Origin of the sequence: Hoeflea ulvae (assembly GCF_026619435.1) — a bacterium.
Classification (GTDB): Bacteria; Pseudomonadota; Alphaproteobacteria; order Rhizobiales; family Rhizobiaceae; genus Hoeflea; species Hoeflea ulvae.
Genome location: NZ_JAOVZQ010000001.1, coordinates 7,501 through 24,275, shown reverse-complemented (window position 1 = coordinate 24,275; position 16,775 = coordinate 7,501). Strand labels below are relative to the sequence as shown.

The following is a 16,775-nucleotide window of genomic DNA, read 5'->3' as shown; positions in this document are numbered from 1 at the left end:
CTTCGATGACAGGCAAGAAGATAATGCTGGTCGCCGCCTGCGCCCTGGTCGATGCCGATGGCCGGGTGCTGCTGACTCAGCGGCCGGAGGGCAAGAAGCTGGCAGGGCTTTGGGAATTTCCGGGCGGCAAGGTCGAACAGGGCGAGACTCCGGAAGCGGCGTTGATCCGCGAACTCATGGAAGAAATCGGGATTGTGACCAAGGAAGCCTGCCTGGCGCCGCTGACTTTCGCCAGTTACGGCTATGACGACTTCCACCTGCTGATGCCGCTGTTCGTGTGCCGCCGCTATGAGGGCGTTGCCCGCGGTCTTGAAGGACAGGCGCTGAAATGGGTTCGTCCCCGGGACATGCGGAATTACCCGATGCCGCCCGCCGATGAGCCGCTGATTCCCTATCTCGTCGACCTATTGTAACGCCCCGTCCGCAAGAGACTGAATATCAATCTTTCGCAATAGCGTTAATGAAACTTCAATTCCCTTCCCGCAATATTGAAGGGAGTGGCGGACCTTGAACGGTTCTTGGTGGAGGCGTTATGAGCGACAGTGATTTCTGGATGACGGTTATGGACAGAGACGGCGTGGAAGCCCAGCCAAAGCGATCCGGCGCCGTTCGTGCCGCCCTGCTTTTCGGGACGGCGGCCATCGCGGTTGCAGCCATCCTCACACCGATCCTGGCCAATCGCACACATTCGGCACGGGTCGCCTGGGTGCCCGAGCAGTATGACAACATCACCACCGGATCTATCCCGCAGCGTTCCCAGAACTCCATCTACACTGTCCGCAAATCGATATTGCAGGAAAATCCCGGCGCGCTTTGCATCATCCGAAGCGATGGCCGGAAAACCGGCGACTGCTGATCCGATCGCCGCATGCCGACCGCATGCTGAACCAGGAACATGTCATGAAAAATTTGCTCTATAGGTTTCTCGAAGATCGAAGCGGCGCCACGGCCATCGAATATGGCCTGATCACGTCCCTGATCGCCATCGCGCTGGTTGCCGGCGGCATCTCGCTGGGCAACGCCATCACCGGCACCATGGACAATGCAGCCCTGCATCTCGAGAACAGCCGCTGACACGCAGCCGGTGACTCACCCCTGCGCCGCCTCGGCCTGAGCCGGGTGAAGCACCTATTCCCTTGTATCTCTGCAATCGCTGCACCGCTGCGCGCCATCCGCCGCCGTGTCAGCGCGGCAGCTTTTGTTCCGGCGCCTTCAATGCGTCGGCCAGTCGTGCCTTGGCGGAGCCCGGCTTGAGCGGCTTCTGCTGGTTTTCATGCGGCGCCCATCCCGAAAGGTGGATCACCGGAAAGCTGGCGCGGATGCGCCCGTCCGGGTCGGAAAACCGTTCCGCGTAGATCTGTGCCGCACGCAAAAACAGCTTTCGGCCGGCCGGTTCGCGGCTCCGGTCGCTCAGCAGCGAGGTCATGCCCATGGCGCGCAGATCTCTCAACAGCCCGAACATGTCCGAATATCTGACCACCACGTCATCGATATCGGTGACCGGCAGGGCAAAGCCGGCGCGCTGCAGCAGGGCGCCATAGTCGCGAATATCGGCAAAGGGATGGACCCGGGCATTGGCGCCGCCGGTCAATTCGCTCTCGGCGGCAAGCAGGGATTCGCGCAGTTCGCCCAGCGTGCCTGCGCCCGGCGCCGCCGCGAGCAGCAACCCGTCGGGCTTGAGCGCACGGCGCATTTGCACCAAGACACCCGGCGTGTCGTTGGTCAGGTGCAGCGCCAAAGGCGAGACCAGCAGATCGGCGCTTTCCGGCGGCAGCGGCACATGGTCGGGGTCGGCAAGGGTGACGGCGCGGGCATCGATGCCGGGCAGGGCGCACAGATCGACAAAGCGGAAATTTGCCGTCTTGCCGGTGGCTTGCATCGCATCGGCGGCGTGGGGCAAGCCGCCATGGACCTGGACCGGATGGTCGAAATGGCGCTCGACCACCGAGAGGCGCTCGGCCATGTCCTCGGCAATCCGGCGCACCAGAAAATCGGCGCCGGGCACGGGGCGGGCCAGCGCACGCAAGCGGCGCTGGTGCATCAGTGCGTGGTCAAAAAGGCGATCCATGATTCAATCCGCTGTCACTCCGGCTCGCTTGTTGGATGGAACGGCGTTAAAGTCAACCAATGTACCCAACGGATGCAAGCCATCACCTGCAGGGGCTGAAGCTGGCGTTTGCGCGCGCCGGCGCCGGCCTGATGCGGCTGGTTTATCCGCCGGTCTGCGCGGGCTGCGGCAAGATGACGGACCGCCCGGCCGCGCTGTGCCCGGTCTGCTGGGGGACCGTCCGTTTCATCGAAGGGCCGTTTTGCGAAATTACCGGTCTGCCATTTGATCATGACCGGGGCGAGGGCCTGGTGTCGCCGCAGGCGATCGCCGATCCGCCGCGCTACGCCAAAGCGAGAGCGGCGGTGTTTCATGACGGCGTCGCGCGCAAAATCGTGCATCGGCTGAAATATGCCGACCGGGCCGATCTCGCGCCGATGATGGCGGCCTGGATGGTTCGCGCCGGCCGTGATGTGATCGATGACAGCGATGTCATCGTGGCGGTGCCCTTGCACAGGGGCCGGTTGTTCTCGCGGCGTTACAACCAGTCGGCGGAACTAGCGCGGATGCTGGCGCGGTTGACCGGAAAGCCGTTCCTGCCGGGGGCGATGCGGCGGATCCGCGCCACCCGCCAGCAGGTCGGCCTCGGGCTGCGGGCCCGGCAGGACAATGTGCGCGGTGCTTTTCTTGCGGTTCCCGAGCAGGCGCACCGGATCAACGGGCTGAAGGTGCTGCTGGTTGATGACGTGCTGACCACAGGCGCCACCCTCGAGGCGGCGACGCGGGCGTTGCTGCGCGGCGGGGCGAGCCGGGTCAATGTGCTGACATTTGCCAGGGTTGCAAGCCAGGGCGAGGAAACCCTATATGCCTGAAGGCCATACTGACCGTTCAACAACCGGAGTTTCCCATGCCTGACGTGATTATCTATACCCGACAGTTCTGCGGGTTCTGCACTGCGGCCAAGCGGTTGCTGGACGACAAGGGCGCCGGCTACACCGAACATGACGCAACTTTCTCGCCCGATCTGCGGCAGGAAATGATTGCCAAGGCCAATGGCCGGACTACATTCCCGCAGATCTTCATCGGCAGCACCCATGTTGGCGGCTGCGATGAACTGATGGCGCTGGAGCGTGCAGGCAAGCTTGATCCGATGCTGAAGGAAGCCTGACAGATGCGCGAGATGATTGTCGCCGCGGTCCAGATGCGCTCGGGGGTCTCCGTGCCGGCAAACATTGCCGCGATGGAGGATCTGGTCCGCCAGGCTGCAGCACGCGGCGCACGCTATGTGCAGACGCCGGAAATGACCGGCGCGCTGGTGAAGGACCGAGAGGCGCTGCGCAAGAGCCTGAGGCCGGAAGCCGAAGATCCGGTGCTGCGCGCCGCGTCGAAACTGGCAACGGATCTCGGCATCTATCTGCATATCGGATCCACGGCCGTGGATGCGGGCAATGGCATGGCGGGCAATCGCGGCGTGGTGTTTGCTCCCGACGGCGCCCGGCTGGCCGGCTATGACAAGATCCACATGTTCGACGTCGACCTCGACAATGGTGAGAGCTGGCGCGAAAGCGCGACCTATCAATCCGGCGACAAGGCCGTGACTGTGGATCTCGACGGCGCGCTGCTGGGGATGGGCATCTGTTACGACGTCCGCTTCCCGCATCTGTTTCGCGATCTGGCGCTGGCCGGGGCGGAAATCCTGACCGCGCCTGCCGCCTTCACCCGGCAGACCGGCGAAGCGCACTGGCATGTGCTGCAGCGCGCGAGAGCAATCGAAAACGGCGCCTTCATGGTTTCGGCCGCGCAGGGCGGTGTGCATGAGGATGGCCGCGAGACCTATGGCCATTCGATGATCGTCGATCCCTGGGGGCGGGTTCTGGCGGAAATGCAGGGCGATGAGCCCGGCGTCATTGTCGCCGGCCTGGCGCTCGATGAGGTTCGGGCCGCACGGTCAAAAATTCCCAATCTGAAGAATGCCCGGAGCTACCGTCTCGACAAGGGCCTGCGGACCTCAATGGGAGAGCAGGTGGCGTGATCCGGTTTTCCCTGCATTGCGAGAAGGAACATGCGTTTGAGGGATGGTTTTCCTCAAGCGCGGATTTCGACGCGCAATGTGAACGCGGACTTGTCGAATGTCCGGTCTGCGGATCCCGCCAGATCGGAAAGGCGCTGATGGCTCCGGCCTTGGCCGTCTCGCGTCAGACGCCGTCGCGGCCCCTGGCGATGGATCCCGAAAGGCGCGAGGCGCTGCGCAAGCTGCGGGAGATGGTGCAGGCGGTCAAGCAGAACTCGGAGGATGTCGGCGACCGCTTCGCCGACGAGGCGCGCAAGATCCACCATGGCGAGAGCGAAGCCCGCGGCATCATCGGCAAGGCTTCCAGCGAGGACGCCAAATCGCTGATCGAGGACGGCATCGAAATTGCGCCTCTGCCCGAGTTCCCAGACGATCTGAGCTGACATGACTTCGCCCGTGTTTCATCTGGCGATGTATGATTTCGGCCTGCATGTGGCCGCCTACTGCTCTGCCGCTGCAGACTGATCGCGTCCGTGTGAAAGCGCTCACAGAGGCGAATGCGGCGGGTCAGCGGGAAATGCTGGAGAAGCTCAAGACGATTCCGGTTTGAGCATGCGCCAATATTTTCCGGACATGGCTGGCAGGGGGCGGGTCAGCCGCTCTTCGGCCGCTCGGCCAGCATCATGTAGTTCACATCCATGTCGCGGGAGAGGTTCCACTGGTCCTGCAGCGGATTGTACGAGACGCCGGTGCGTTCGATGACCGTCATGCCGGAGGCTGCCAGCGGCGTTTCGATTTCTTCCGGCCGGACCAGCTTTTCATATTGATGGGTGCCGCGCGGCAGCCAGCGCAACACATATTCGGCGCCGACAATGGCAAAGGCCATCGCCTTCATGGTCCGGTTGATGGTGGCGACGAACATCAGGCCGCCGGGCTTGACCATCTCGGCGCAGGAGGACAGGAACAGGTCGACATCGGCGACATGCTCGACCACTTCCATGTTCAAAACCACGTCGAAGCGTTCGCCGCGGGCGGCCAGATCCTCGGAGGTGATCGCCTCATAGCTGACATCGACGCCGCTCTGGGCAGCGTGCAGCGACGCCACCTCTATATTGACGCGGGAGGCGTCGGCGCCAAGAACCTCGGCGCCCATCCGCGCCATCGGCTCGCACAGCAGGCCGCCACCGCAGCCGATGTCGAGCAGGCGAAGCCCGGAGAGCGGCTTGTCGCTCTTCGCGTCACGGCCGAAATGGGCTGCGACATGGTCGCGAATATAGGTCAGGCGCACCGGATTGAACTTGTGCAGCGGGCGGAACTTGCCCTGCGGGTTCCACCATTCCGCGGCCATGGCCGAAAAACGCTCGACTTCGCCCTGATCTATCGTTGTCCGCTCAGCCTGGCTCATCGGTCATTCTCCGCTTTGAATTGTCGCCTTTCAACTCGGGCGTCGCACTGTTCTTGTCAAGGGTTGCCAAGGTCGCACGACTGATCCTGTTGCAGGGTGAAAGAAATTTGGTTATGAGACCGCCACCTTCCGCTCCGGAACCCGGGGCGGTTTTTCTTGCCCGGAAACGGGATTGCCAGCGGATAATGCAATATGGCCCGCATAGTCATGAAGTTTGGCGGCACGTCGGTTGCCGACCTGGACCGGATCCACAATGTCGCCCGGCATGTCAAACGTGAAGTTGACGCCGGGCACCAGGTGGCCGTGGTGGTGTCTGCAATGGCCGGCAAGACCAATGAGCTTGTCGGCTGGGTGCAGTCCATGCCCATGGTCGCCGGCGCCAGCGCATCCTTTTACGATGCCCGTGAATATGACACGATTGTCGCCTCGGGCGAACAGGTGACCAGCGGACTGCTGGCCATTGCGCTGCAGTCGATGGGCGTGGACGCCCGGTCCTGGCAGGGCTGGCAGATCCCGATCAAGACCGACAACGCCCATGCGGCGGCCCGTATCGTGGAAATCGACGGCAGCGAGCTGATTCGCCGCTTCGAGATGGGGCAGGTTGCCGTGGTTGCCGGATTTCAGGGGGTCGGACCCGACAACCGGCTGGCAACGCTGGGCCGGGGCGGTTCGGACACCAGCGCGGTGGCGATCGCCGCGGCGGTCAAGGCGGACCGGTGCGACATCTATACCGATGTCGACGGCGTCTACACCACCGACCCGCGGGTGGTGCCGAAGGCCCGCCGCATGAAGAAGATTGCCTTCGAGGAAATGCTGGAAATGGCCTCCCTCGGCGCCAAGGTATTGCAGGTGCGCTCGGTGGAGCTGGCCATGGTGCACAAGGTCAGGACCTTTGTACGCTCCAGTTTCGATGACCCGAATGCGCCTGGAATGGGGGATTTCAACAATCCGCCCGGAACTCTCATTTGTGACGAGGAAGAAATCGTGGAACAGGAAGTCGTTACCGGCATTGCCTATGCCAAGGACGAAGCGCAGATCTCGCTCAGACGCCTGTCCGACAGGCCTGGGGTCTCGGCTGCGATTTTCGGACCGCTCGCGGATTCGCACATCAATGTCGACATGATCGTCCAGAATATTTCCGAAGACGGATCGCGCACCGACATGACCTTCACCGTGCCCACAAGCGATGCGGACAAGGCGCTGGCGGTGCTGGCAACCCAGAAGCAGACCATCGGCTATGATGTGGTGCAGAGCGAATCAGGCCTGGCCAAGGTGTCGGTCATCGGCATCGGCATGCGCAGTCATGCAGGCGTTGCAGCGACTGCTTTCAAGGCACTTGCTGAAAAATCGATCAACATCAAGGCAATAACAACGTCCGAGATCAAAATATCGATCCTTATTGACGGTGCTTATGCTGAACTTGCGGTTCGGACTTTGCATTCCGTCTACGGTCTGGATAAGACTTAGCCCAACGGGACAAGACAAAACCGGCCTAAGCCGAATATTTGAACCGGCCAGGAGAAATTCTGGAAGGTCTACACCAATTGGGAGAATGAAGCGCGATGAGAGACCTTTCAGCGGGTCCGCGCGTCCTTCTCAGGCGGCTGCGCGAATTGATGGCGGAGCCCCTTGAGCCGCAGGAGCGCCTTGACCAGATCGTCCGCCAGATTGCGGCCAACATGGTTGCCGAAGTGTGCTCGTTTTACGTGCTGCGCGCCGATGGGGCACTGGAACTGTTTGCCACCGAAGGTCTCAACAAGAACGCGGTTCACCTGGCCCAGCTGAAAATGGGGCAGGGCCTGGTCGGCACCATCGCGGCCAGCGCGCGCTCGCTCAATCTGTCCGACGCAAGATCCCATCCCGCCTTTACCTTTCTGCCGGAAACCGGCGAGGAAATTTACAACTCCTTCATGGGCGTGCCGATTCTCAGGGCCGGGCGGTCGCTGGGGGTCCTGGTGGTCCAGAACAAGGCCCACCGCAAGTATCGCGAGGACGAAGTCGAGGCGCTGGAAACCACGTCGATGGTTCTGGCCGAGATGATCGCCACCGGTGAGCTCAAGCAGATCACCCGGGCCGGGCTGGAACTGGATCTGAGCCGTCCGGTGACGATCGAAGGCGATGCCTATGGTGACGGCATCGGCCTGGGTCACGTTATCCTGCATGAACCGCGAATCGTGGTGACGGAGCTGCTCAACGACGATCTGGACGCCGAGCTGGCGCGGCTTGAAGAGGCGCTGGGATCGCTGCGGATCTCCATCGACGACATGCTGTCGCGGCGTGACGTGTCGATGGAAGGCGAACACCGCGCCGTGCTCGAGGCCTACCGGATGTTTGCCCATGATCGCGGCTGGGTGAGAAAGCTCGAAGAAGCCATCCGCAACGGCCTTACCTGTGAAGCTGCAGTTGAGAAGGTGCAGAGCGACACCCGCGCCCGCATGATCCACATGACCGATCCCTATCTGCGGGAACGGCTGCATGATTTCGACGATCTGGCCAACCGGCTGCTGCGGCAGCTGACCGGATTCGTGCCCGGCGGCGAGGGATTGCCGCAGGATGCGATCATCGTGGCCCGCGCCATGGGTGCAGCGGAGCTGCTCGATTATCCGCGCGAGGCGATTCGCGGTCTGGTCCTCGAGGACGGGGCCGTGACCAGCCATGTGGTGATTGTCGCGCGTGCGATGGGCATCCCGGTCGTCGGCCAGGTCATCGGCATCGCGTCGCTGGCGGAAAACCGCGATCCGATCATCGTCGACGGCGAGGACGGCGTCGTTCACCTGCGCCCGATCTCCGAGGTGGAAAGCGCCTATGCCGACAAGGTGCGGTTTCGCGCCAAGCGGCAGGAGCAGTTCCGCGCCTTGCGTGACGTCGAGCCGCGGACCCGCGACGGCCAGGACATCACGCTGCTGATGAATGCCGGACTGCTGGTGGATCTGCCGCAACTGAGCGAATCGGGCGCCAGCGGCATCGGCCTGTTCCGCACCGAACTGCAATTCATGATCGCCTCGACCATGCCCAAGGTCGACGAGCAGGAAAATCTCTATCGCAGCGTGCTGCGGCAAGCCGAGGGGCGGCCGGTCACCTTCCGGACGCTCGACATCGGCGGCGACAAGGTGGTGTCCTATTTCCGCTCGGCGGAGGAGGAAAATCCGGCGCTGGGATGGCGCGCCATCCGGCTGTCGCTGGACCGGCCCGGCCTGTTGCGCACCCAGCTCAGGGCATTGCTGAAAGCTGCGGCGGGCACCGAGCTGAAGCTGATGTTGCCGATGGTCACCGAGGTCAACGAGCTCAGGCTGGCGCGCGAATTGCTCAACAAGGAGGTTCGGCATCTTTCCCGGTTCGGGCACCAATTGCCGCGCAGCCTGCAGTTCGGCGCGATGCTGGAAGTGCCCAGCCTGATGTGGCAGCTCGATGAATTGATGGCCGAGGTGGATTTTGTCTCGGTCGGCTCCAACGACCTGTTCCAGTTCGTGATGGCGGTGGACCGGGGCAATTCCCGTGTTGCCGACCGGTTCGACACGCTGGGGCAGCCTTTTCTGCGGGTCTTGCGGCAGATCGTGGTGGCCGCCGACAAGGCCGGCACGTCGCTGACGCTGTGCGGCGAGATTGCCGGCAAGCCGCTGACGGCGATGGCCTTGCTGGGCATCGGCTTCAGGAACATATCGATGTCGCCGGCCGCCATCGGCCCGGTGAAATCGATGTTGCTGTCGCTCGATCTGGCCAAGCTTGAAGAGGGGCTGTTGCCGGCCATTGCCAATACCCAGAGTGAGAAGACAGTGCGCGAGTTCCTGATGGACTTTGCAGACGCCAACGGCGTGAGCCTTTAGGAAACGACAATGGCACGATTGCCGACCCAGAAAATACGCGAACTCGACCGCCGCTTCGGCGAGATCGAAGCCCGCATGTCCGCAGGGCCGGATGCGGATGCCTATGTGAAGCTCGCCACCGAATATTCCGAGCTGCAGCCGCTGGTCGAGGGCATTCGCGAGCTTGACCGGGCGAAAGCCGAACAGGCTGATCTCGAAGCCATGCTTGCCGACCGGTCGAGCGACCGCGAAATGCGCGACCTGGCCGATGCCGAGCTGCACACGGTCAGGGACAAGATCGAGGCGCTGGAACAGCGGATCGAGATCATGCTGCTGCCCAAGGACGCTGCGGACGAACGCAGCGCCATCGTCGAAATCCGTGCCGGCACCGGCGGCTCCGAAGCCGCCCTGTTCGCGGGCGATCTGTTCCGCATGTATGAGCGCTATGCTTCCTCGCGCGGCTGGCGGGTGGAGGTGCTGTCGGCCAGCGAGGGCGAAGCCGGCGGCTACAAGGAAATCATCGCGACGGTGACGGGCAAGGGCGTGTTCGCGCGGCTGAAATTCGAATCCGGCGTGCACCGGGTGCAACGGGTTCCCGAAACCGAATCCGGCGGCCGCATTCACACTTCGGCGGCGACCGTGGCGGTGCTGCCCGAAGCCGAAGACATCGACATCGAAATCCGGCCGGATGATATCCGCATCGACACGATGCGTGCGTCGGGCGCCGGCGGGCAGCACGTCAATACCACCGATTCGGCGGTGCGCATCACCCATCTGCCGACCGGCCTGGTGGTGACGTCGTCGGAAAAATCGCAGCATCAGAACCGCGCCCGGGCGATGCAGGTGCTGCGCGCCAGGCTCTATGATCTCGAGCGGCAAAGGGCGGATGACGAACGCTCGCAATCGCGGCGGAGCCAGGTTGGTTCAGGCGACCGGTCGGAACGGATCCGCACCTATAATTTTCCGCAGGGCCGTGTCACCGATCACCGCATCAACCTGACACTCTACAAGCTTGACCGGATGATGATGGGCGAGATCGACGAGATCGTCGATGCCCTGATTTCCGACCATCAGGCCGGGCAGCTGGCGACACTTGGCGGCCATGATCAGGCCTGATCTCTCCGGCGCGCAGACCATTGGCGAAGCCTGGATCGTTCTGCGCTCGGCATTTCGTGCGGCCTGTCTCGAAACGGCCGATCTCGATGCGCGGCTGTTGACCGCCGGCATTGTCGGACTTGAAGCGCACCGTCTGGTGACCGGTGGTGATGCGCCGCTGGCCACCGGCCTCGGCGAGCGGCTGGCGCAGGCGGCGTTTGACCGGCTCAACGGCATGCCGGTGCACCGCATTCTCGGCGCGAGGGATTTCTACGGCCTCAAGCTCGAACTTTCCTCCGCCACGCTGGAGCCGCGCCCCGACACCGAGTGCCTGGTCGACGCCGTTCTCGACTTTGTGCAGGCGACCTGCGCGGCAAGGGGCCATTGCAGGATTGCCGATCTCGGCATCGGCACCGGCGCAATCGGCCTTGCGCTGCTCGCGGAATGTCCGGATGCGCAGTGCCTGGGCATCGATCTGTCGGAGGAGGCGGTTACGACCGCCAGCGAGAATGCCCGCCGGCTCGGGCTTTCGGACCGCTACAGGGCAAAAACGGGTGACTGGCTTTCGGGTCTCAAGGAGCGGTTTGACCTGATCGTCTCCAACCCGCCCTATATCCCGACCGCCGATCTGGCCGGGCTCTCGCGCGAGGTGAGGGAGCATGATCCGGAGCTGGCTCTGGACGGAGGCGCCGATGGACTCGCGGCCTACCGCATCATCGCAGCGCAGGCGGCGGATCGGCTTGAGAGTGCCGGCGAGGTGGCGCTGGAAATCGGAATCGGCCAGAAAGACGAGGTCAGCGCACTTTTCATTGAGGCCGGCTTTGAACGGAGCGGCGTTTTTGCCGATCTGGGCGGGGTCGAGAGGGTGCTTTGTTTCAAATTATCCGGCCCCTCAAAAATCACCAGCACCGACTTTTGACGGAACAGGCAAGAAAAGGCTTGGAATTGCTGACAAACATGGCTAGTTTCCCGGTCAGCGCTGGATAGCAAGTCTTGAAACAGATTCGATCCGACGTGGCTCGGTTCCCGGGACCCGCCAAATTGGCGGCAGGTTCGCAGGACAGCCTCTGGCGCGGGTATCTGCATTTGAACCCATAACAGTGACGGGATCGGTGGACGATCCTATGTCGCGGCGCAACTTGCGAGCCGGGTTTTTCGGCAAAGGCGCCCAACAGATTTTTCAGGAACACAACCAGGTGACTATCGAATGAGGCCAGGACAGCAAAACAAGCGCGGTCGCGGACGTAGCGGAAGCAATAACAACAATGGCGGAGGCGGTAACAATCGCAAGGGCCAGAATCCGCTGTCGCGCTCCTATGACAGCTCCGGTCCCGATGTGAAGATCCGAGGCACCGCCCAGCACGTGGCCGAGAAATACATGAACCTTGCGCGCGATGCGCAAAGTTCCGGTGACCGCGTCATGGCCGAGAATTATTTGCAGCATGCCGAGCATTACAACCGGATCATCCTGACGGCCCAGGCCCAGATGCAGGAACGGTTTCAGCGCGATGACACCGGGTCGCAAGCGCGCGATTCGCAGGATCAGGACGATGATGACCGCGATTCAGATGACGACAATGACGGCAACAGCCAGGATCAGCGCAGCGACCGCGACCAGCAGCAGTCGCGTTCCGAGCAGCCGGCCCGCTCCGAGCGGCAGCCGCGTCCGGATCGTGGCGAACGCCAGGACCGCGGCGATCGCAGCGACCGCCCGGACCGTGGCGAACGCAGCGAACGGCAGGAGCCCCGCGCGCCGCGCGCCGCGCCGCAGCCGAAGCCTGTCTATGATGCCGACGCACCGCAGCCGGTGATCGAAGGCGTGCCGGCGGAAGTGGCGATCGGTCAGGAAACCCTGAATCGGATGCCCCACGTCCGGCACCGCGCCGTCGCGGACGGCCCAAGCGGGTTCGCGTCGAAGATGGTGCGGAGGCTGCGCCATCGGCCGGTGCTGCGCCTGCGGCAGTAGAACCCGAAGCTGCAGAGTAAGCATCCCTTGCCAGACGCATGATCAGACCCCGGTTGCCAGCAACCGGGGTTTTTTATTGCTCAAAGATACTTTTTAACACGCATATGAATCCCCATATTTGAAATATCAATCGGGCTCGCCGCTATCGGGGGCCTTTCCTGGCGACTGTCACGTGCCGAAAACAGCGGGCGTGACATGAATTGGAGATATTCATGAACATTGAGAAATACTCGGAACGCGTTCGCGGTTTCATTCAATCGGCGCAATCGAAGGCCCTGGCCGACGGCCACCAGCAATTCATGCCGGAGCATCTGCTCAAGGTGCTGATGGATGATGACCAGGGCATGGCGTCATCGCTGATCGAGCGTGCCGGCGGACGGCCCGCCGATGTGCGGCTTGCCAATGAGGCGGCACTGGCGAAGCTGCCGAAAGTCACCGGCGGCAATGGCCAGCTCTATCTGTCGCAGCCGGTGGCCAAGGTGTTCGACACTGCCGAAGAGGCCGCCAAGAAGGCCGGCGACAGCTTTGTCACGGTCGAGCGGCTGTTGCTGGCGCTGGTGATCGAATCCTCGGCTGGAACCTCGAAGATCCTGACAAATGCCGGATTGACGGCCCAGGCCCTCAACCAGGCGATCAACGAAATCCGCAAGGGCCGGACCGCGGACAGCGCCGGCGCCGAGCAGGGCTTCGATGCACTGAAGAAATATGCCCGCGACCTGACCGAGGCCGCGCGCGAAGGCAAGCTCGATCCGGTGATCGGTCGCGATGACGAGATTCGCCGGACCATCCAAGTGCTCTCACGCCGGACCAAGAACAACCCGGTGCTGATCGGCGAGCCCGGCGTCGGCAAGACCGCGATCGCCGAAGGCCTGGCGCTCCGGATCGTCAATGGCGACGTGCCCGAATCGCTCAAGGACAAGCGTCTGATGGCGCTCGACATGGGCTCCCTGATCGCCGGCGCGAAATATCGCGGCGAGTTCGAGGAACGGCTCAAGGCGGTGCTGTCGGAAATCCAGGCCGACAATGGCGAGATCATCCTGTTCATCGACGAGATGCACACGCTGGTCGGCGCCGGCAAGGCCGATGGCGCCATGGATGCCTCCAACCTGCTCAAGCCGGCGCTTGCGCGCGGCGAGCTGCACTGCGTCGGCGCGACCACGCTTGATGAATATCGCAAGCATGTGGAAAAGGACGCGGCCCTTGCCCGCCGGTTCCAGCCGGTGACGGTGGAAGAGCCGACGATCGAGGACACGATTTCGATCCTGCGCGGGCTCAAGGAAAAATACGAGCAGCATCACAAGGTGCGAATCAGCGATTCGGCGCTGGTCTCGGCGGCCGTGCTTTCCAACCGTTACATCACCGACCGGTTCCTGCCCGACAAGGCCATCGACCTGGTCGATGAATCGGCGGCGCGGCTGAGGATGCAGGTCGATTCCAAGCCGGAAGAGCTCGATGAGCTCGACCGCCGGATCATGCAGCTCAAGATCGAGCGCGAGGCGCTGAAGAAGGAAACCGACCAGGCCTCGAAGGACCGGCTTGACCGGCTCGACCGGGAACTGTCCGACATTGAGGAAAAGTCCGATTCGCTGACTGCGCGCTGGCAGTCCGAGAAGCACAAGCTCGGCCTCGCCGCCGATCTCAAGCTGAAGCTCGAGGAAGCCCGCAACGATCTGGCCATCGCCCAGCGCAGTGGCGAATATCAGCGTGCCGGCGAACTGGCCTATGCCGAGATCCCCGCGCTCGAGCGGCAGATCGAGGAAGCGGAAGCGCATGCCGAAGGCGATGCGGCCGGCATGGTCGAGGAGACCGTGACGCCGGATCATATCGCCCATATTGTCTCGCGCTGGACCGGCATTCCGGTCGACCGGATGCTGGAAGGCGAGCGTGACAAGCTGCTCAGGATGGAAGACGAGATCGGCAAGCGTGTTGTCGGCCAGGGCGAAGCGGTTCAGGCGGTGTCCAAGGCGGTCCGGCGGGCGCGTGCGGGTCTGCAGGATCCCAATCGTCCGATGGGCTCGTTCATCTTCCTGGGACCCACCGGGGTCGGCAAGACCGAACTGACCAAGGCCCTGGCCGAATTCCTGTTCGATGACGAGACCGCGCTGATCCGCATGGACATGTCCGAATATATGGAGAAGCATTCGGTCTCGCGCCTGATCGGGGCGCCTCCGGGCTATGTCGGCTATGACGAAGGCGGTGCGCTGACCGAAGCGGTGCGGCGCAGGCCTTACCAGGTGATCCTGTTCGACGAGATCGAAAAGGCGCATCCGGATGTCTTCAACGTGCTGCTGCAGGTGCTTGATGACGGCCGGCTGACCGATGGTCAGGGGCGTACGGTCGATTTCCGCAACACGCTGATCGTGATGACCTCCAATCTGGGATCGGAGTATCTGGCAGCGCTGAGCGACGACCAGGATGCCGATGCGGCCCGCGAGGATGTGATGGGCGTCGTGCGCTCGGCGTTCCGGCCGGAATTCCTCAACCGGATCGACGAGATCATCCTGTTCCATCGGCTGCGCCGGTCTGAAATGGGCGCCATTGTCGACATCCAGCTCAGCCGCCTCGGCAAGCTGCTGGTGGACCGCAAGATCGAGGTCAAGCTTGACGACGAGGCCCGCGACTGGCTGGCCGAGAAGGGCTATGACCCGGCCTATGGCGCGCGTCCGCTCAAGCGGGTTGTGCAGAAATATGTGCAGGACCCGCTGGCCGAGAAGATCCTGCTCGGTGAAGTCGGCGAGGGCACCCAGGTCCGGGTTAGTGCCGGTTCTGACCGGCTGGTGTTCTCGATTTCGGACGAGAAGCCGGCCGATGACGCCGCTGTCCATGGCGAAGCCGCGTAAATCCGGCTTGTTACACTGCAGGGAAAGGCGGGTCTTCGGGCCCGCCTTTTTGTATTCCAGGGTAATGCCGCCGCCGGCCCATGCCGTGCAAAGGGCGGCCCGGATTGCACTCAGCGGCTGGCGATTTCCTTGTTGGCCATCTCGATGCCGAGCAGTGTGTTGATCCGGTCGCGCTCGCGGGCGAACATCACATAGGCCTCGTCCTTGAGCGATTTTCCGTCCGGAAGCCTGATCCGCATGGCGTCAACCTTGTTGCCATTGACGATCAGCTCGTAATGCAGATGCGGCCCGGTGGACAATCCGGTTGACCCGACCGCGCCGATGACCTGGCCCTGACGCACCCGGGCGCCGGGTTTGATGCCCTTGGCGATCGAATTCTGGTGCGAATAGCTCGAGACATAGCCATTTGCGTGACGAATGATGGTTTGCCGGCCGTAGCCGCCCGAATCCCAGCCGGCCTTCTCGACCACGCCATTGCCGGCGGCAATGATCGGGGTGCCGCGCGGCGCCGACCAGTCGACGCCGGTGTGCATGCGGGAATATTTCAGGATCGGGTGGCGGCGCATGCCGAATCCGGAGCGGAACTTGCCGTTGGGCACCGGATTGCGCAGCAGGAATTGCTGGGCGCTGCGGCCTTCCTCGTCATAATAGTCGATCGAATTGTCTTCGGGGTGCTGGAACCGGTAAAGCCGGACGGTGTTGCTGCCGAATTTCGCATTGACGAACAGCAGCTCGGACTCCTCGGTCGCAGCACCGCTCTCGTCGGTCACCGAGAAGAATGCCTCCAGCGTGTCGGTCGGCTTTAACGGGGACTGGAAGTCGACATTGCTGGCCAGCATGCGGATGATCTGGCCGATCATGTCGGTGGACATGCCGTAGAACAAACCGGCGCGATAGATCCCGTCATAGATATTGGGCAGGTCACGCCCGGCGGCGACCGGTGTCGCGGTGTCGTCGAAGGCCGATCTGACGGCGGGGGTCGGCGGCGGCTCATTGCCGAGCACGAAGCCGTTGTGATCGGAGAGCGCGACGGTGATCACATGCTTGGCCTTGTGATACACGCTCATGCGGATCACCCGCGTGCTTTCACCGGACTGCTCGACGCCGACGCGAATCACCGTCTGATCGGGGATCTTGTCGATCTTGATATGTCCCGCCAGGGTGGCCTTGGCCGCGTCATATTGTTCGGTGGAATAGCCGGCGCCGTCGAGAATGTCGGACAGATGCGCCGATTTGCGCACCGGGATGATGTCGTCGATATATTCGACCCGATCCAGCCCCGTCGGCACATAGGAGGCGACCGAGACATTTTCGGCAATCACCCTTGCATTGAGACTGGCGCTGAAATCGAGCTCGAGGTGATTGGAGACGAAGCGCCGCGGATCGACATAATTGAGCGATGCCAGCTGCACCGTGCCGTCGGTCAGCACCGAACCATTGGTGCGCACGGTCTCTTCGGCCTCATCCAGCGTCATTGAGGCGGCAAAGGGGTGCGGCGGCGCTTCCAGCGGGAAGTCGACGGAGCGCAGGCTGATTTCCGAATCAACCTCGGCACCATAGATGACGCCGGTCCTGACGCTTGAGGCGGCTTCGGTGTCGCCGGCGGAA

The 16,775-nt window shown here is 62.9% G+C and carries 15 protein-coding genes and 1 pseudogene (1 of these 16 running past the window's edge); 13 read left to right on the top strand and 3 right to left on the bottom strand.

The features are described 5' to 3' along the window. Positions 1–5 precede the first annotated feature (5 nt). The 3 genes from mutT to OEG82_RS00100 all read left to right on the top strand — a co-directional run bounded on the left by mutT (position 6) and on the right by OEG82_RS00100 (position 1,074). Positions 6–413, top strand: a complete 408-nt coding sequence (mutT, locus tag OEG82_RS00110) for an 8-oxo-dGTP diphosphatase MutT (protein WP_425497489.1) — start codon at positions 6–8, stop codon at positions 411–413. 119 nt (positions 414–532) lie between these two features. Beyond that, a complete protein-coding gene (locus tag OEG82_RS00105) occupies positions 533–856 on the top strand; it encodes a hypothetical protein (RefSeq protein WP_267610445.1) in 324 nt (107 codons plus the stop codon). A 44-nt stretch (positions 857–900) separates the two neighbouring features. Then, positions 901–1,074, top strand: a complete 174-nt coding sequence (locus tag OEG82_RS00100; RefSeq protein ID WP_267610444.1) for a Flp family type IVb pilin — start codon at positions 901–903, stop codon at positions 1,072–1,074. A gap of 109 nt (positions 1,075–1,183) precedes the next feature. Here the strand turns inward: OEG82_RS00100 and OEG82_RS00095 are convergent, their stop codons facing one another. Then, entirely contained in the window at positions 1,184–2,068 is an 885-nt protein-coding gene (locus tag OEG82_RS00095; RefSeq protein WP_267610443.1) for a methyltransferase domain-containing protein, read from the bottom strand. Between the two features lie 59 nt (positions 2,069–2,127). Here OEG82_RS00095 and OEG82_RS00090 point away from each other — a divergent pair, with 59 nt between their 5' ends. Genes OEG82_RS00090 through OEG82_RS00075 form a run of 4 tightly spaced genes read left to right on the top strand, consistent with a single transcriptional unit; the run spans position 2,128 to position 4,501 of the window. Continuing rightward, a complete protein-coding gene (locus OEG82_RS00090; protein ID WP_267610442.1) occupies positions 2,128–2,919 on the top strand; it encodes a ComF family protein in 792 nt (263 codons plus the stop codon). A gap of 35 nt (positions 2,920–2,954) precedes the next feature. Next, a complete protein-coding gene (gene grxC / locus OEG82_RS00085; RefSeq protein WP_267610441.1) occupies positions 2,955–3,215 on the top strand; it encodes a glutaredoxin 3 in 261 nt (86 codons plus the stop codon). A gap of 3 nt (positions 3,216–3,218) precedes the next feature. Beyond that, on the top strand, positions 3,219–4,079 hold the full coding sequence (locus OEG82_RS00080) for a carbon-nitrogen hydrolase family protein (protein ID WP_267610440.1): 861 nt from the start codon (positions 3,219–3,221) through the stop codon (positions 4,077–4,079). Continuing rightward, positions 4,076–4,501 carry a DUF1178 family protein gene (locus tag OEG82_RS00075; protein ID WP_267610439.1) on the top strand — a complete coding sequence of 142 codons (426 nt, stop codon included), beginning with the start codon at positions 4,076–4,078 and terminating at the stop codon, positions 4,499–4,501. Before OEG82_RS00080 ends, OEG82_RS00075 begins: the two co-directional genes overlap by 4 nt. 209 nt (positions 4,502–4,710) lie before the next feature. On the opposite strand, the gene ubiG is transcribed toward OEG82_RS00075, so the two are convergent. Then, complete coding sequence (gene ubiG / locus OEG82_RS00070; RefSeq protein WP_267610438.1) at positions 4,711–5,463, bottom strand: bifunctional 2-polyprenyl-6-hydroxyphenol methylase/3-demethylubiquinol 3-O-methyltransferase UbiG; 753 nt, start codon at positions 5,461–5,463, stop codon at positions 4,711–4,713. A gap of 192 nt (positions 5,464–5,655) precedes the next feature. Between ubiG and OEG82_RS00065 the strand changes: the two genes are divergently transcribed. The 6 genes and pseudogenes from OEG82_RS00065 (at position 5,656) to clpB (ending at position 15,167) form a co-directional block, all read left to right on the top strand. Beyond that, positions 5,656–6,930: an aspartate kinase gene (locus tag OEG82_RS00065; protein ID WP_267610437.1), complete on the top strand. Its 1,275-nt coding sequence runs from the start codon at positions 5,656–5,658 to the stop codon at positions 6,928–6,930. Between the two features lie 95 nt (positions 6,931–7,025). Then, complete coding sequence (ptsP, locus tag OEG82_RS00060; protein WP_267610436.1) at positions 7,026–9,287, top strand: phosphoenolpyruvate--protein phosphotransferase; 2,262 nt, start codon at positions 7,026–7,028, stop codon at positions 9,285–9,287. A gap of 9 nt (positions 9,288–9,296) precedes the next feature. Beyond that, on the top strand, positions 9,297–10,382 hold the full coding sequence (gene prfA, locus OEG82_RS00055) for a peptide chain release factor 1 (protein WP_267610435.1): 1,086 nt from the start codon (positions 9,297–9,299) through the stop codon (positions 10,380–10,382). Next, on the top strand, positions 10,369–11,280 hold the full coding sequence (gene prmC / locus OEG82_RS00050) for a peptide chain release factor N(5)-glutamine methyltransferase (RefSeq protein ID WP_267610434.1): 912 nt from the start codon (positions 10,369–10,371) through the stop codon (positions 11,278–11,280). Before prfA ends, prmC begins: the two co-directional genes overlap by 14 nt. Positions 11,281–11,568: 288 nt before the next feature. Further along, a pseudogene (locus OEG82_RS00045) lies at positions 11,569–12,347 on the top strand (DUF4167 domain-containing protein). A gap of 192 nt (positions 12,348–12,539) precedes the next feature. Beyond that, positions 12,540–15,167 (top strand): ATP-dependent chaperone ClpB, encoded by a 2,628-nt coding sequence (gene clpB, locus OEG82_RS00040; protein ID WP_267610433.1) that lies wholly within the window; start codon positions 12,540–12,542, stop codon positions 15,165–15,167. Positions 15,168–15,277: 110 nt separating this feature from the next. Here the strand turns inward: clpB and OEG82_RS00035 are convergent, their stop codons facing one another. Beyond that, positions 15,278–16,775, bottom strand: partial view of a M23 family metallopeptidase gene (locus OEG82_RS00035; RefSeq protein ID WP_267610432.1) — the 3' portion only. It continues 452 nt past the right edge of the window; 1,498 of the gene's 1,950 nt are visible here — the last part of the coding sequence; its start codon lies beyond the right edge, outside the window — the gene reads right to left on this strand; the stop codon is at positions 15,278–15,280.

Excerpts from the sequence above, each read along its gene's own strand:
- mutT (WP_425497489.1), top strand. The coding sequence starts at position 6 with ATGACAGGCAAGAAGATAATGCTGGTCGCCGCCTGCGCCCTGGTCGAT.
- OEG82_RS00105 (WP_267610445.1), top strand. The coding sequence starts at position 533 with ATGAGCGACAGTGATTTCTGGATGACGGTTATGGACAGAGACGGCGTG.
- OEG82_RS00100 (WP_267610444.1), top strand. The coding sequence starts at position 901 with ATGAAAAATTTGCTCTATAGGTTTCTCGAAGATCGAAGCGGCGCCACG.
- OEG82_RS00095 (WP_267610443.1), bottom strand. The coding sequence starts at position 2,068 with ATGGATCGCCTTTTTGACCACGCACTGATGCACCAGCGCCGCTTGCGT.
- OEG82_RS00090 (WP_267610442.1), top strand. The coding sequence starts at position 2,128 with ATGTACCCAACGGATGCAAGCCATCACCTGCAGGGGCTGAAGCTGGCG.
- grxC (WP_267610441.1), top strand. The coding sequence starts at position 2,955 with ATGCCTGACGTGATTATCTATACCCGACAGTTCTGCGGGTTCTGCACT.
- OEG82_RS00080 (WP_267610440.1), top strand. The coding sequence starts at position 3,219 with ATGCGCGAGATGATTGTCGCCGCGGTCCAGATGCGCTCGGGGGTCTCC.
- ubiG (WP_267610438.1), bottom strand. The coding sequence starts at position 5,463 with ATGAGCCAGGCTGAGCGGACAACGATAGATCAGGGCGAAGTCGAGCGT.
- OEG82_RS00065 (WP_267610437.1), top strand. The coding sequence starts at position 5,656 with ATGGCCCGCATAGTCATGAAGTTTGGCGGCACGTCGGTTGCCGACCTG.
- ptsP (WP_267610436.1), top strand. The coding sequence starts at position 7,026 with ATGAGAGACCTTTCAGCGGGTCCGCGCGTCCTTCTCAGGCGGCTGCGC.
- prfA (WP_267610435.1), top strand. The coding sequence starts at position 9,297 with ATGGCACGATTGCCGACCCAGAAAATACGCGAACTCGACCGCCGCTTC.
- prmC (WP_267610434.1), top strand. The coding sequence starts at position 10,369 with ATGATCAGGCCTGATCTCTCCGGCGCGCAGACCATTGGCGAAGCCTGG.
- clpB (WP_267610433.1), top strand. The coding sequence starts at position 12,540 with ATGAACATTGAGAAATACTCGGAACGCGTTCGCGGTTTCATTCAATCG.